Below are 15684 nucleotides of genomic sequence, written 5' to 3'. Positions count from 1 at the left end.
GGAGAGGCCCGGCACCATGAGTGCCGGGCCTCTCCGGGCTTTCTCCGTTGCCCCGGGAAACCTGACGGCCTGCCCTAGGCGCAGACCTTGCCGTCCCGCGGGACCGTGCCGTTCAGCAGGTAGGCGTTGACCGTGGAGTCGACGCAGTCGCTCCCGTTGCCGTACGCCCCGTGGCCCTCGCCCTTCCAGGTCAGCTCCACGCCGACGCCCTTGCCCAGTTCGTCCGCCATCCGGCGGGCGCCTTCGTAGGGCGTCGCCGGGTCGCCGGTGTTGCCGACCACCAGGACCGGCGCCGCACCCCACGCGGCGACCTCCGGGGTGTCGTACTGTCCGGCCACCGGCCAGTCGTGGCACCACCCGGCCGTGTCCCAGCCGAGAAGGGCGCCGAACACCGGCGAGATCCGCTCGAACTCCGGCAGCAGCTTCTTCGTCCGGGCGAGCGTGGGCCGCTGCCGCTCGTCCAGGCACGATATGACCCGTTGGGCGTGGGTCGCCGTGCCGTAGTGTCCCGTGGAGTCGCGGTCGTTGTACTCGTCGGCGAGGGCCAGCAGTTTTGAACCGTCGCCCCCTTCGGCAGCCTTCAGGGCGCTGGTGAGCATCGGCCAGGCGCTCTTGCTGTACAGCGTCACGACGATGCCGGTGATCGCGAGCGTCTCGGTCAGCTTTCGGCCGGACGAGGCGGGCAGCGGACCGGCGTCGATCTCCGCCAGCAGGTCGGCGATCTTCCGTGTTCCCTGCTTCGGGTCCTGGCCCGTCGACCTCAGGTAGTCGTCGAGGGCCCGCTGGAAGCCCCGGGCCTGGTTCTCGGCGTGGCCCACGGTGTCCGCGCTCGGGTCGACCACCGCGTCCAGGACCATGCGGCCCACGTGCTTCGGAAACAGGTGGGCGTAGACGCCGCCGAGTTCGGTGCCGTAGGAGATGCCGAAGTAATGAGTTTGGCTGTCGCCGAGGACCTGGCGCATCAGGTCCATGTCGCGTGCCGTGTCGGTCGTCGACACATGGGTCATCAGCTTGCCGGCGGCCCGGACACAGCCCTTGCCGAAGTCGGTGGCGTCCTGGAAGTAGGCCCGCTCCTCGGCCGGGGTGTCCGGGGTGGCGTCCACCGTCTCGGCGGTGCGGATCTCCCGGTCGCCGCGGCAGCGGATGCCCTCGCTGGCCCCGACCCCGCGCGGATCCCAGCTCACCAGGTCGTACCGCTCGCGCAGCTTGGCGACCGTGCTCCCGTAGTAGGGCATCGAGGACACTCCCGAGCCTCCCGGTCCGCCGAAGTTGAACAGCAGCGAGCCGATGCGGTCGTCGCCGGTCGCCCTGGCCCGGATCAGGGACAGGCCGATCGTCTCACCGCCCGGCTTCGCCCAGTCCAGCGGCACCTTGAGCGTGGCGCACCGCCAGTCTCCGCTCGGCGCCGGTGCGTTGCCCGTCCCCTCGCAGCGGTGCCAGCCGGGCTTCTGGGTCGTCAGTGAGGCGGGCAGGGCGGCCGTCCTCGGGTCGGCCGGTGACGCCTTGGGTGACGTCGGCCCGCCCTTCCCCTCGTCCCCGCCCGACCCGGACGATCCACTGCTGCATCCCGCGACCAGCACCGCGGTGGCGGCCACGGCCGTCCACCGTACGAAACGCGACATACGTCCCCCCGTCACGAGCTCTCCGCGCTGTGCCGCGAGGAGCAGTGAGGACATCGTAGGCCGATCGAACCGATCCCGTTTTGGCCTGTGGATAACCCTTTGAGCTGCTGCTTTGTCGAGGGAAGGCGGTCAGGGCAGTCCGGTCGGGTCGGTCTGGTCAGGAGCAGACCGTGTCGGCCGACGGCACCTTCCCGTCGAGCAGGTATCCGTTCACCGCGTCCTGCACGCACTTGTTCTTGCTGTCGTACGCGCCGTGCCCCTGCCCCTTGTACGTCAGCTCGACGCCCACGCCCTTGCCGAGCGCGTCCACCATCCTGCGCGCGCCCTCGTAGGGGGTCGCCGGGTCGCCGGTGTTGCCCACGACGAGGATCGGTGCCGACCCCGGCGCGCTCACATCGGGATGGTCGGCGGCGCCCGGTACCGCCCAGTTGGTGCAGCTGACCAGGCCCCAGGCCAGGTAGTCCCCGAACAGGGGGGAGGCCGAGCGGAACTCCGGCACCTTCTGCTGCACGTAGTCGGCGGTGTACCGAGGCTTGTCGTCGGCGCAGTTGACGGCGACGTTGGCGGCGGTGATGTTGCTGTACTCGCCGTTCTCGCTGCGGCCGTTCATGGAGTCGGACAGCAGCATCAGGATCCTGCCGTCACCGTCGTATGCCTGCTCCAGGCCCTCGGTGAGGTACTCCCAGAAGTCCTTGGAGTAAAGGGACTGCGCGATGCCGTTGGTGGCGGCGGTCTGGGTCAGCTCACGCGGGAAGACGCCCGGGATCGGCTTCTTCTCCAGGCTCGCGAGCAGCTTGGCGATGCGGTCCTTGACGTCCTGCGGTGTGTCGCCGATCGGGCACTCCTCGATCTTGGACGTGCAGTCCTCGGCGAAGTTGTCCAGCGCGAGCTGGAAGCCCCGGGCCTGCCCGAGCGAGCTCTCCTCGGGGTTCTGCGTGGGATCCACGACGCCGTCGAAGACCGCCCGGCCGACGTGCTTCGGGAACAGGTGGGCGTAGACGCCGCCGAGTTCGGTGCCGTACGAGATCCCGAAGTAGTGGAGTTGCTTGTCGCCGAGAACCTGGCGCATCAGGTCCATGTCGCGGGCGGCGTCCGTGGTGCGCACGTGCGGCAGGATCGTCTTGGAGTTCTTCTCGCAGGCCCCGTTGAACTTCTTGGTGCGTTCCAGGAGCTGGGCGCGCTCGGCCTTGTCGTCGGGCGTCGCGTCCTGCTGGAAGTAATCGTCGAGCTGCGCGTCGCTCTCGCACTCCACCGGGTCGCTGCGGCCGACCCCGCGCGGGTCGAAGCTGACCAGGTCGTAGCGGGTGCGCAGTTTCGTGTAGTCCTCGCCGAAGGCGGGCAGTGTGGTGACGCCGGAACCGCCGGGGCCGCCGAAGTTGAAGATCAGTGAGCCGATCCGCTTGCCCGGGTCGCCGCTCGCCTTCGCCCGGATCAGCGCGATGCCGATGGTGTCGCCCTTGGGGTCGTTCCAGTCCCGGGGGGCGCGCAGGGTGGCGCACTGCCAGGTGCCGCCGTTCGGCAGCGGCGACGGAGCGCCTCCGCCGCCCTCGGCGGGGGAGGGCGCCGGGCAGTCCTTCCAGTCCAGTTCCTGCTTGGTCAGGTCGCCGCTCCCACTCCCGGAGTCGGTGGCACAGCCCGCCACCAGGGAGGACAGCAGGGCGGCGGCGGTCACGGCGGCGCGGATCCGGGAGGGGTTCGGCATGTTCCCATCCTGGGGCGGCGCACCGTGGGACGCTCGGGGCGCGGGCCGTACGAGGTACTCGCCGTGCTCCGTGCTGCCGTACGGGGCATCGCCGTCCCGCGCCTACAGGGAGCCCTTGCGTGAGAGGTGGTTGAAGGCGAGCCAGCCGGGCAGCACCGGAAGCCAAAGCGTCAGCAGGCGGAACAGCAGCACCGCCGGCGCGGCCACCTCCTTGGGCAGGCCGAAGGCGATCAGACCGACCGTCAGGGTCGCCTCCACCGCGCCCACGCCGCCCGGGGTCGGCGCCGCCGAGCCGAGGGCGTTTCCGGCGAGGAAGACGACCGCCACGCTGGCGATGCTGAGTGAGACCGTGCCGTCCCCGAAGGCCCGGATCGACGCGTCCAGGCACATCACGAAGCAGGCGGTGAGCAGGAGCATGCCGCCGATCCCGGTCACCAGCTTCTGCGGCCGCTGCAGCACGTCGAGCATGCGCGGCACGACACCCGCGAACAGCGACCGTACGCGCGTGGCGACGAACTTCCGCAGGAACGGCACCGAGGTCACCACGAGCACCAGCACCGCCACCGTGAGCAGGCCGGCGATGACCGTGCGGGAGGGCGACAGGGACGGGGTCTTCTCGGTGCCGGTCAGATAGCCGAAGGACAGCAGCATGAGGATGTGACAGCCGAGCCCGAACAGCTGCGAGGCGCCCACGCTGGCCACCGCCAGGCCCGGCCTGACCCCCGAGCGCTGGAGGAAGCGTGTGTTGAGGGCGATGCCGCCGACCGCGGCCGGGGCCACGATCTTCACGAACGACCCGGCGACCTGTGCCGCCACGGTCCGTACGAACGGCACCCGCTCGGGCACGAACCCGAGCAGTGCCATGGCCGCGGCGACGTAGCTGAGCGCCGAGAACAGCACCGCCGCGATCACCCAACCCCACTGGGCCTGGGCGAAGAGCGTGCCGAACTCGATGTGGGTGAGCTGCGTCAGCAGGTAGTAGGCGCCGATGGCGCCCGCGATGAAACTGATCAGCGTGCGTGGCCTGATCCGTTCGAGGCGGGCAGGTTCCACGGGGGCCTGCGGCCTGATCCGCAGCACCTGGTGCCGGATCTGGGTGAGCAGGTCCTCTTCGCGGGCCTCCTCCAGGGCTTCGTCGATGGCCCGCTTCTCGGCCCGCTGCTCGGCGCGCACCGCTTTCTTCTCGGTCTTCTTGTCGGGACCTTCGGGCGCGGACCCGGTGCCTTCGGAGGTCTCCTCCAGACGGGCCTGCTTCGCCTGCCGCGAGGCCTCAAGGACCGCCTCGCGCTCCCGCTGAGCCCGCTCGCGGGCCAGTCTTCGCAGCGTCGCGCGCGTGGAACGGGTCAGGGCGATCGGCTGGAGCATCGGCAGACAGTCGGCCACGGCGTCCGGTCCGAGGACGCGGACCGCGGAGGCCACCGCCCGCTCCGCGCCCACCCGCAGGCCGAGCGTGGTCACCATCTGGGCGACGTCCATGCGCAGCAGCAGGTCACCGGCCGCGATCTCGCCACCGCGCAGATCGGTGAGGATCACCGTGCCGGAACGATCCACCAGGATCGCGTCACCCGCCAGCCTGCGGTGCGCGATGCGCCGGGACTGCAGCGCACGCACCTGGTGCCACGTGTTGCGCAGCAGTTCGTCGGTGATCTCCTCGTCGGCCAGCGCGTCCAGCGTCCGCCCGCCGGTGTGCTCGTAGACGAGGATGACCGCGTCCGGCCCCAGTTCGGAGGTCGCGATCAGCTTCGGGGCGTTGGCGCCGGCCGCGATGGCCGCGTACGCGAGCAGGGCCTCCTGCTCCAGCGCCTGGCGCAGCGACTGGAGGCTGCTGCGGGTGGCGAAGCCGCGCAGGGTCAGATTGCGCCACGCGCGGTAGAAGAAGCCCTGCGCCTGCTGCTCCCGGTCGACCACGGTGACGTCCAGCGGCGGGCCGTCCTCCAGGGTGACGAAGTAGCGTCGGCCACGGTCGCCGTTCTCCGTGTCCGAGGCTTCCTCGCGCGCCGCGCTGACGGGGTGGAAACCGACGTGCCGCAGTCCGGCCATCAGGGTCTGCCCTGTGGGGCGGACATTCGGCGAGCCGACCGCGTACAGCGTGCCGTACGCCACGGACCAGCCGATCAGCACCGTGAGGATGATCGAGAACGGTGTCGTGTAGCCGGTGACCAGCATCGAGAAGGCGTCCAGCAGCAGCACGACCCACAGCACGGACCGCCAGCGGGGCCTTCGGGACATCCCGACGGCCGTCATGTACGCGATGACGGGGGCCAGATAGCCGTGCACCGGGTCGGTCAGCGCGTGGATGTCGCCGGGGGAGGGCTGGGTCAGCGCCTCCTGGATCGAGCCGGGGGCCGCCCTGGCCACCCAGAGGTCGGTGGCGAGTGTCACACCATGGGCGAGGACCGCCGCGAGCACACCGTCGGCGATGCGCAGCCCGTCCCGTTTGATCAGGCGCTCGATCGCGAAGGCGACCGGCACCAGGAGGATCGCGATGCTGGACACCAGCCCCGCGATCTTGATCAGCAGGTCGGGTGCCTGGCCGGTGCCCTTGTTGATGTCCTGTTCGAGCCCGGAAGTGGTTCCGTGCGCGAACGCGGCGATGGCGAGCAGGACGGCGATCGCGAGCACGCCCACCAGCAGCCGCATGAGGTCGGACGGCCGGTGCACGCGCGCGGGGAGCAGCGGTTCGTCGCCCTCCACCTCATCGGTGCGACCGTCGTCGGGGTGACCGTCATCCGTGTGACCGTCGCCGGTGTGCTCCTTGGCGGTGTCCGGACGCGAAGGACCGCCGGAGGCCCGCGAAGGGCCGCCGGACGGGTGCGCAGGATCGCCGGAGGTGCTCTCCGCGCCTTCGGGGTGCACGCCCTGCTGCTTCATCGTCTCTTCTTGATCTCGTATCTCTTCTTGATCTCGTATCACCAGTCACCGCCCGCAAGATGGTGGCATGCTCCGCCGACACACGGGGGCATCAGGGTGCAAATGCGGGGGCGCACAGTCTGCCGGACGCGCCGCTCCGGGGCGAGGGATGCGCCGGGCGCCCAACGCCTCAGCCTGTCGGCGGGGTGGGGCAGGATGGGGGGAATGAGCGAGGAGAACCTTCCGGAGGTCACCCGCGCGGGCGGCGCCGACGGCCGCACGGGCGCGCTGCCGGAGTACGCCGAGCGGGTCCTGGACGTCGCGGAACGCATTCCGCCGGCACGGGTCATGACGTACGGGGACGTCGCCGAGTGGCTGGAGGAGGGCGGCCCGCGGCAGGTCGGCCGGGTGATGGCGCTCTACGGCGGAGCCGTCCCGTGGTGGCGTGTGGTGCGCGCGGACGGCGGACTGCTCCCGGGCCACGAACTCCGGGCCCTCGACCACTACCGTGCGGAGGGCACCCCGCTCAAGGAGGCGAGCAGGGCCGCCGAGGGCCATCTGCCGCGGCTCGACATGAGACGCGCGCGATGGGACGGCGAAGAGGGCGCGGAAGGTCACACCTGACAGCTTCCGCCATCGGGCGCCTTCAGGGGGAACCTGTGGCCCGTACGAGGGACACCGGGGATGTCCGGGGCATGACGTACGTTCGTGAGGTACGGGCCCCACGGGACGTGTGCACCCCGAGGGAAGAAGCGGAAGCCCTGCTTCCGCCCCGCCCGGCGGCGTAGCGTCGACGGAACGCGTCCCCCTCACCCCGCGGTCACCGCGCTCCGCGCGCGGCGCCCCGACCACCAGTACGACCACCAGGACCGGCGAACCACGTGAGCTCCTCTTCCTCCACCAAGCACCTGCCGCATCTTCCGACGCGGCAGGGGAGCCGTGGCGCTTACCGACTGGTGCGTACGCCACCCGCCGAGCCCGACCCCCCTCGTCCTGACGCCGCCCAGCGCGCGGTGGTTGACCACCGCGCCGGTCCGATGCTCGTCCTCGCGGGGCCCGGCACCGGCAAGACCACCATGCTCGTCGAGTCCGTCGCGGCACGCGTCGCCCGCGGAGCCGACCCCGCGCGGATCCTCGTACTCACGTTCAGTCGCAAGGCGGCCGTCGAACTGCGCGACCGCATGGCACGGCGCATGGGGACGGCCCGGGCGCCCCAGGCCACCACCTTCCACTCGTACTGCTACGCCCTGGTCCGCGCCCACCAGGACAGCGACCTGTTCGCGGAGCCGCTGCGACTGCTCTCCGGCCCCGAGCAGGACGTCACCGTCCGCGAACTGCTCGACGGCCAGCTGGACCTGGAACGGCTCGGTCTCACGCACGTGCGCTGGCCGGACGAACTCCGTGCCTGCCTTACCACCCGCGGCTTCGCGGACGAGGTCCGCGCCGTGCTCGCACGCAGCCGGGAACTGGGCCTCGGCCCCGAAGCCCTGGACGCCTTCGCCCGCCGCACGGGCCGCCCCGACTGGCGTGCCGCCGCCGCGTTCCTCGCCGAGTACCTGGACGTGCTCGACATGCAGGGCGTCCTCGACTACGCGGAACTCGTCCACCGCGCGGTGCTGCTCGCACACCGCCCCGAGGTCGCCGGCCGGCTCGCCGCCCAGTACGACGCCGTGTACGTCGACGAGTACCAGGACACCGACCCCGCCCAGGTACGCCTGCTGCACGCCTTGGCCGGCGGCGGACGCACCCTGGTCGCGTTCGGCGACCCGGACCAGTCGATCTACGCGTTCCGTGGCGCGGATGTGAACGGCATCCTGGATTTCCCCGCGCAGTTCCCGCGCACGGACGGCGGTCCGGCCCCCGTCGAGGTCCTGCGGACCTCCCGCCGCGCCGGCGCGGCCCTGCTCACCGCCACCCGTCTGCTCACCCAGCGCATGCCGCTGACCCGCCTCCCGGCCGACAAGGTGCGCGCCCACCGGGAACTCACCCCGGCCCAGGGCGGCGGCCGCGTCGAGGTCTACACCTACCCCACGCCCGGCACGGAGCTGGACAACATCGCCGACATCCTCCGCAGGGCCCATCTGGAGGACGGCGTCCGCTGGAGCGAGATGGCCGTCCTGGTACGCGCCGGATCACGCACCATCCCAGCCGTCCGCCGGGCCCTCACGGCCGCCGGTGTCCCCCTGGACATCGACGGCGACGACCTGCCGCTGCGCCACGAACCGGCGGTCGCACCGCTCCTGACGGCGCTCCGAGCGGCGGCGACGGCCGAGGCCTCACGAGGAGCCGGACACGAGGACCACGAGGACATGGCGCGCGAGGGCACGGCGCACGAGGGCACGGCCAGGAACGTGGAATCCTCCTGGCTCGACACCGAGACCGCCCTCACCCTGCTGACCTCCCCGCTCGCCGGTATGGACACCGCCGACCTGCGCCGCCTGGGCCGGGCCCTGCGCGAGGAGGAGCGGGCGGCCGGGAACCCGCTGCCTCCTCCCTCGGACGTGCTGCTCGCGCAGGCGCTCGCCGAACCCGAGCGTCTCGTCGCCCACGACCCGGCCTACGCCCGGGGCGCCCAACGGCTTGGCGCACTGCTCAGCAAGGCCCGACAGCGGCTCGCGGACGGCGGCACGGCCGAGGAGGCGCTCTGGGAGCTGTGGGCGGGCACCCCGTGGCCCGGCCGGCTGGCATGGGCGGCCCGACGCGGCGGCGCGGCCGGCCGCAACGCCGATCGCGACCTGGACGCCGTATGCGCCCTGTTCGCCACCTCCGCGCGCGCGGAGGAGCGCACCGGTGGCCGAGGCGCCCTGAACTTCCTGGAGGAGGTCGACGCCCAGGACATCGCCGCCGACACCCTCGCCCGGCGCGCCGTACGGCCCGACGCGGTCCGCCTGATGACCGCCCACCGGTCCAAAGGCCTTCAGTGGCGGCTCGTCGTCGTCGCCGGGGTCCAGGAGGGACTCTGGCCGGACCTGCGCCGCCGCGGCTCCCTCCTGGAGGCCGACCGCATCGGCCGTGACGGACTCGCCGAACCCCTCACCCCGGGCGCACTGCTCGCCGAGGAGCGCCGCCTCTTCTACGTCGCCGCCACGCGCGCGCGTGAACGCCTCGTCGTCACCGCCGTGAAGGCGCCCGCCGACGACGGCGACCAGCCCTCCCGGTTCCTCACCGAACTGGGCGTCGAGCCGCAGGACGTCACCGGACGTCCGCGCCGCCCGCTGTCCGTCGTCGCGCTCGTCGCCGAACTGCGCGCCACGACGGTGGACCCGCGCGCGTCCGACGCCCTCCGCGAGGCCGCCGCCCGTCGGCTGGCCCGGCTTGCCGCGCTGTCCGACGAGGACGGCCGCCCCCTCGTACCGTCGGCGCACCCCTATCGCTGGTGGGGCATGTTCGAACCGACCGTCAGCAAGGTCCCGCTGCGCGACCGCGACCAGCCCGTAGTGCTGTCCGGCAGCGCCCTCGGCCAGCTCGCGGGCACCTGTGCCCTCCAGTGGTTCCTGGGACGCGAGGTCAAGGCCGACGCGCCCGCCACCACTGCCCAGGGCCTCGGCAACGTCGTGCACGTCCTCGCCGACGAGGTCGCCTCCGGCCGCACCCCCGCTGACCTCGACGTCCTCATGGAGCGGCTGGACTCGGTGTGGAACGCGCTCGCCTTCGACGCGCCCTGGAAGTCCGCGCAGGAGTACGAGCACGCGCGCGTGGCGCTCGAACGCTTCCTGAAATGGCACGTACTGGACCGCACCGGGCGCACCCCGGTGGCCAGCGAGCACGACTTCGACGTCACCCTCGAGGCGGGCGACTACGAGGTGCGCATCCGCGGCCAGATGGACCGCGTCGAGACTGACAACCAGGGGCGCGCCTACGTCGTCGACTTCAAGACCGGAAAACAGCCGGTCAGCGCCGCCGAAGTGGCCCGCCATCCCCAGCTCGCCGTCTACCAGCTCGCCGTCGGCGCGGGCGCCGTGGACGACGCCTTCGACGGAGTACGCCCCGAGGCCGGAGGCGCCGAACTCGTGCACCTGCGCCAGGGCGCGGCCGGACGCGACGGCGGCGAGACCCTGCCCAAGGTGCAGGCCCAGGAGCCGCTGGAAGGGGAATGGGTCGGCGAGCTGCTGGCCACCGCCGCCGGAAAAGTCCTCGACGAACGGTTCACGCCGAGCACCGGCCAGCACTGTGCCCACTGCGCGTTCCGGGCCTCCTGCAGCGCCCGGCCGGAGGGCCGGCACGTGGTCGAGTAGCCCGCGTGACGCATCGCACCACCCGCCCCGACCTGGCCTTCTTCCCTGCCCGTCGGCCGAACCCGCGTCGGCTGTCAGTGCCCGCCGCTACTCTCAGCGACATGCCAGCCCGCATCACCGACCCCGAGCAGCTCAAGGAGCTCCTTGGCATCCCGTTCACCCCGGAGCAGACGGCCTGCATCACCGCGCCGCCCGCCCCGCAGGTGATCGTGGCCGGGGCCGGCTCCGGCAAGACCACGGTGATGGCCGCGCGCGTGGTGTGGCTGGTCGGCACCGGACAGGTCACCCCCGAACAGGTCCTCGGCCTGACCTTCACCAACAAGGCGGCCGGCGAACTCACCGAACGCGTCCGAAAGGCGCTGGTCAGGGCAGGCGTCACCGACCCCGACGTGATCGACCCGGACAACCCGCCCGGCGAACCGGTGATCTCCACCTACCACGCCTTCGCCGGCCGCCTCCTGACCGACCACGGGCTGCGCCTCGGCCTGGAACCGACCTCCCGGCTGCTCGCCGACGCCACCCGCTACCAGCTCGCCGCGCGGGTGCTGCGCGAGGCCCCCGGGCTCTACCCGGCGCTCACCCGCTCCTTCGCCGACCTGGTCAGCGATCTGCTCGCCCTCGACTCCGAACTCGCCGAACACCTCGTGGACCCCGAGGACCTGCGCACGAGCGACACCGGCCTGCTGCACACCCTGGACAGCGTCAAGCTCACCAACGCCGACCTCCGCAAGATCCCCGAGACCGCCGCCGCCCGCCGTGAACTGACCGGCCTGGTCCTGCGCTACCGGGCCGCCAAACGCGAGCGCGACCTCCTCGACTTCGGCGATCAGATCGCCCTCTCGGCGAGGCTCGCCGGCATCCCCGAAGTGGGTCGCCTGCTGCGCGACGAGTTCCGCGTGGTGCTGCTCGACGAGTACCAGGACACCTCGGTCGCCCAGCGCGTCCTCCTCGCCGGTCTCTTCGGCCGGGGCACGGGCCACCCGGTGACCGCCGTCGGCGACCCCTGCCAGGCGATCTACGGCTGGCGCGGCGCCTCCGTGGCCAACCTCGACGACTTCCCCGAGCACTTCGCCCACGCCGACGGCCGACCCGCCACCCGCCAGGCGCTCAGCGAGAACCGCCGAAGCGGCGGCCGCCTCCTGGACCTCGCCAACGGCCTCGCCGAGCCCCTGCGCGTCATGCACGCGGGCGTGGAGGCCCTCCGCCCGGCCCCCGGCGCCGAACGTGACGGCACGGTCCGCTGCGCCCTGCTGCGCACCCACGCGGAGGAGATCGACTGGATCGCGGACTCCGTCGCGCACCTCGTGCGCACCGGGAAGGCACCCGGCGAGATCGCCGTCCTGTGCCGCACCGCCGGTGACTTCGCCGAGATCCAGGGCGCCCTCGTCGCCCGTGACGTCCCGGTCGAGGTGGTGGGGCTGTCCGGGCTGCTGCACCTGCCCGAGGTCGCCGACCTGGTCGCCGTCTGCGAGGTGCTCCAGGACCCCGGCGCCAATGCCTCCCTGGTCCGCCTCCTGACCGGCCCGCGCTGGCGCATCGGGCCGCGCGACCTCGCCCTGCTCGGGCGGCGCGCCCGGCTGCTCGTGGCCCACGCGCGCGCGGACGCCGACGAGGACCCGGACCGCCGGCTCGCCGGGGCCGTCGAAGGCGTCGACCCGTCCGAGGTGATATCGCTCGCGGACGCCCTCGACACGTTCCTGGAGAACCCCTTCACCGCCTCCACCGGCGCCACCCGCACCGACGGCGAGCGGGACGACGACGGGCTGCCGTTCTCCCCGGACGCGCGCGTGCGCTTCGCCCGCCTGGCCACCGAACTGCGCGAGCTGCGCCGCTCGCTGGCCGACCCGCTGATGGATGTCCTGCACCGGGTCCTCGCCGTCACCGGCCTGGAGGTGGAGCTGTCGGCGTCCCCGCATGCGCTGGCCGCCCGCCGCCGCGAGACCCTGTCGAACTTCCTGGACACCGCCGCCTCCTTCGCATCGCACGACGGCGAGGCGACCCTGCTGGCCTTCCTCGGCTTCCTGCGCACCGCCGCCCAGTACGAGAAGGGCCTGGACAACGCCCTCCCCGGCGGCGAGAACACCGTGAAGGTGCTCACCGCGCACAAGTCCAAGGGCCTGGAATGGGACGTCGTCGCCGTGCCCGGCCTGGTCAAGGGCGCCTTCCCCAGCACCCAGGGTCGCGAGAAGTGGACCTCCCAGGCCAGGGTGCTGCCGCATGCCCTGCGCGGAGACGCCGACACCCTGCCCGACATCGACACCTGGGACTCCCGAAGCATGAAGGCCTTCCAGGAGGCCATGAAGGAGCACCAGCACACCGAGGAACTGCGCCTCGGCTACGTCACCTTCACCCGCCCCCGCTCGCTGCTCCTCGGCTCCGGCCACTGGTGGGGCCCCACCCAGAAGAAACCCCGCGGACCCTCCGCGTTCCTGCGGAACCTGTACGAACACTGCGCCGCCGGGTACGGCGAGATCGAGGCCTGGGCCGACGAGCCCGAGGAGGACGAGGAGAACCCGGCCCTGCACCGGGAGACGGCCGACCAGGCCTGGCCGCTGCCCCTGGACGCCGACGCCCTGGCCCGCCGCCGCGCGGCCGCCGAGACCGTCCTCGCCCACCTGGACGCCCTCACCTCTGCCGAGGACGCCCACCACCCGGCGGCCGGCCACGACCCCGCGGGCCACGACGACCCGGACTGGCCGACGCCACCGGACGACGAGCCCGCCTCGGGCGACGCGACCGACACGACGGACCACCCCGAGGACGCGGCCCACCCGGACCACGCGGATGCCCCGGATGACCTGGGTGACTGGGACGATCCGGACGATCCGGATGATCCGGATGATCCGGACGACTGGGAGTCCTGGAGCACGGAGCGCCCCACGGTCCCGCACCAGGCCACCCGCCCCGCCGCGCGGTCCGAGGTCCGGCCCCACCACCCCGCCGGGCCCGAGCGCACGCCCCTCACCCCCGAGGAGGCGCGGACCGTCGACTCCTGGGACCGCGACCTGGACGCGCTCAGCGGGGAGCTGCTGCGCGCCCGGCAGAGCGTCACCGACGTATTGCTGCCGACGGCACTCACCGCGTCCCAACTGATGCGTCTGGCCGAGGACCCGGACGGGCTCGCGCGGGAACTCGCGCGCCCCATGCCGCGCCCCCCGCAGCCCGCCGCGCGCCGAGGCACCCGGTTCCATGCCTGGGTCGAAGCCCGGTTCGAGGCACTGACGCTGCCCCTGCTGGAGCCCGAAGAGCTGCCCGGCGCCGACGCCGAGATCGCGGACGAACGCGACCTGGAAGCACTCAAGGAAGCCTTCGAGCGCACCGAGTACGCCCGCCGCACACCCCACCGTGTCGAGGCCCCCTTCCAGCTCGCGCTGGCGGGCCGCGTCGTGAGGGGCCGCATCGACGCCGTCTACAAGAACGGCGACGGGGACAGTGCGACGTACGAGATCGTCGACTGGAAAACCGGCCGGACCCAGACCGCCGACCCGCTGCAACTCGCGGTCTACCGCCTCGGCTGGGCCGAGCAGCAGGGCGTGCCGCCGGAGTCGGTCACCGCCGCCTTCCTCCACGTCCGCAGCGGCGAGGTCGTACGCCCGGACGGACTGCCGGACCGGGCCGCCCTCGAACGGCTGCTCCTCGGAGAGCCCGAACCGGAGCCCGACCCGGAGCCCGACCCGGAGTCGGAACCCGCTCCCGAACCCGCCCCGGCTCCGGTCCCGGAGCCGGATGTCGGAGAACCCCGGGTGTGACATATGCCCGCCGATGATGTCCGTGCGGGCCTATAGGGTCGTGGACATGAGCCAGACCCCGGACAGCGTCGTCCGTACGTACATCGAGCAGCACCGCGCTGCGTTCCTCGACGACCTCGCCGCATGGCTGCGCATCCCCTCCGTGTCGGCCCAGCCCGACCACGCCGCCGATGTACGGCGCAGCGCCGACTGGCTCGCCGCCAAGCTCCGGGAGGCCGGCTTCCCGGTGGCCGAGATCTGGGAGACGCAAGGCGCCCCGGCCGTCTACGCCGAGTGGCTCTCCGGCGACCCCGAAGCCCCCACGGTCCTCGTCTACGGCCACCACGACGTGCAGCCCGCCGCGCGCGAGGACGGCTGGGACAGCGACCCCTTCGAGCCCGTCGTCCGCGAAAACCGTCTCTACGCGCGCGGTGCCGCCGACGACAAGGGCCAGGTGTTCTTCCACACACTCGGCGTCCGCGCCCACCTCGCCGCCACCGGCCGCACCGCCCCGGCCGTCAGCCTGAAGCTCTTGATCGAGGGGGAGGAGGAGTCCGGCTCACCGCACTTCCGGGCTCTCGTCGAGGACCACGCCGACCGGCTCGCCGCCGACGCCGTGATCGTCTCCGACACCGGTATGTGGTCCGAGGACACCCCGACCGTCTGCACCGGCATGCGCGGCCTCGCCGAGTGCGAGATCGTCCTGCACGGACCCGAGCAGGACATCCACTCCGGCTCTTTCGGCGGCGCCGTGCCCAACCCGGCGACCGCGGCCGCCCGACTGGTCGCCGCCCTGCACGACGAGCACGCGCGCGTGGCGGTGCCCGGCTTCTACGACGGAGTCGTCGAACTCACCGACCGTGAGCGCGAGCTCTTCGCCGAGCTGCCCTTCGACGAGTCGACGTGGCTGCGCACCGCCAAGTCCCACGCCACCCACGGCGAGGCCGGACACACCACCCTCGAACGCATCTGGGCACGTCCCACCGCAGAGGTCAACGGCATCGGCGGCGGCTACCAGGGCCCCGGCAGCAAGACGATCATCCCGTCCTCGGCCATGGTGAAGCTGTCCTTCCGGCTGGTCGCGGGACAGGACCCGGACCACATCGCGAAGGCCGTCCGCGCCTGGGCCGACGGGCAGATACCCGCCGGCATCCGGTGCGAGGTCACCTTCGGTCCGGCCACCCGCCCCTGTCTGACCCCGCTCGACCACCCCGCCCTCCAGTCCGTCGCCCGCGCCATGGGCCGGGCCTTCGAGGGACCCGTCCGCTTCACCCGCGAGGGTGGCTCCGGCCCGGCCGCCGACCTCCAGGAGGTTCTCGGCGCACCGGTCCTGTTCCTGGGCATCTCCGTCCCCTCCGACGGCTGGCACGCCCCCAACGAGAAGGTCGAGCTGGACCTGCTCCTCAAGGGCGTCGAGACCTCCGCCTACCTTTGGGACGACCTCGCGGAGAACTGGCGCCATGCCCCCTGACCGACCCGTGCCCCCCGGACCGGCACCGCGCGCCGGGCACACTGGAAGAATCGCCCGGCACGCCCCGCCCGAGCCC

The 15684-nt window shown here is 72.5% G+C and carries 7 protein-coding genes; 4 read left to right on the top strand and 3 right to left on the bottom strand.

Annotated features, from left to right (window positions below; all coding sequences use genetic code 11):
- Positions 1–74: 74 nt before the first annotated feature.
- The 3 genes from ACIPK3_RS17540 to ACIPK3_RS17530 form a co-directional block, all read right to left on the bottom strand.
- The gene (locus tag ACIPK3_RS17540) at positions 75–1622 is read right to left on the bottom strand and encodes an alpha/beta hydrolase (protein ID WP_402570546.1); all 1548 of its coding nucleotides are present in this window, start codon (positions 1620–1622) and stop codon (positions 75–77) included.
- 157 nt (positions 1623–1779) lie between these two features.
- Entirely contained in the window at positions 1780–3324 is a 1545-nt protein-coding gene (locus tag ACIPK3_RS17535) for an alpha/beta hydrolase (protein ID WP_402570544.1), read from the bottom strand.
- A 102-nt stretch (positions 3325–3426) separates the two neighbouring features.
- Positions 3427–6195, bottom strand: a complete 2769-nt coding sequence (locus ACIPK3_RS17530; protein ID WP_402570542.1) for a lysylphosphatidylglycerol synthase domain-containing protein — start codon at positions 6193–6195, stop codon at positions 3427–3429.
- A gap of 204 nt (positions 6196–6399) precedes the next feature.
- On the opposite strand from ACIPK3_RS17530, the gene ACIPK3_RS17525 reads away from it, so the two are divergent.
- From ACIPK3_RS17525 to ACIPK3_RS17510, 4 genes are all read left to right on the top strand, one after another.
- Positions 6400–6798, top strand: a complete 399-nt coding sequence (locus tag ACIPK3_RS17525; protein ID WP_402570541.1) for an MGMT family protein — start codon at positions 6400–6402, stop codon at positions 6796–6798.
- A gap of 257 nt (positions 6799–7055) precedes the next feature.
- Positions 7056–10409 carry an ATP-dependent helicase gene (locus ACIPK3_RS17520; protein WP_402570539.1) on the top strand — a complete coding sequence of 1118 codons (3354 nt, stop codon included), beginning with the start codon at positions 7056–7058 and terminating at the stop codon, positions 10407–10409.
- Between the two features lie 101 nt (positions 10410–10510).
- The gene (locus ACIPK3_RS17515; RefSeq protein WP_402570537.1) at positions 10511–14158 is read left to right on the top strand and encodes an ATP-dependent helicase; all 3648 of its coding nucleotides are present in this window, start codon (positions 10511–10513) and stop codon (positions 14156–14158) included.
- A gap of 46 nt (positions 14159–14204) precedes the next feature.
- A complete protein-coding gene (locus tag ACIPK3_RS17510) occupies positions 14205–15608 on the top strand; it encodes a dipeptidase (RefSeq protein WP_402570536.1) in 1404 nt (467 codons plus the stop codon).
- The last annotated feature ends 76 nt before the right edge of the window (positions 15609–15684 follow it).

The sequence above is a fragment of the Streptomyces sp. NPDC086787 genome, from assembly GCF_044745865.1.
In the GTDB taxonomy this organism is placed as follows: domain Bacteria; phylum Actinomycetota; class Actinomycetes; order Streptomycetales; family Streptomycetaceae; genus Streptomyces.
The sequence above is the reverse complement of the archived record's forward strand: the minus strand, read 5'-3'. Positions and strand labels throughout refer to the sequence as shown.

Excerpts from the sequence above, each read along its gene's own strand:
- ACIPK3_RS17525 (WP_402570541.1), top strand. The coding sequence starts at position 6,400 with ATGAGCGAGGAGAACCTTCCGGAGGTCACCCGCGCGGGCGGCGCCGAC.
- ACIPK3_RS17535 (WP_402570544.1), bottom strand. The coding sequence starts at position 3,324 with ATGCCGAACCCCTCCCGGATCCGCGCCGCCGTGACCGCCGCCGCCCTG.
- ACIPK3_RS17515 (WP_402570537.1), top strand. The coding sequence starts at position 10,511 with ATGCCAGCCCGCATCACCGACCCCGAGCAGCTCAAGGAGCTCCTTGGC.
- ACIPK3_RS17540 (WP_402570546.1), bottom strand. The coding sequence starts at position 1,622 with ATGTCGCGTTTCGTACGGTGGACGGCCGTGGCCGCCACCGCGGTGCTG.
- ACIPK3_RS17510 (WP_402570536.1), top strand. The coding sequence starts at position 14,205 with ATGAGCCAGACCCCGGACAGCGTCGTCCGTACGTACATCGAGCAGCAC.
- ACIPK3_RS17530 (WP_402570542.1), bottom strand. The coding sequence starts at position 6,195 with ATGAAGCAGCAGGGCGTGCACCCCGAAGGCGCGGAGAGCACCTCCGGC.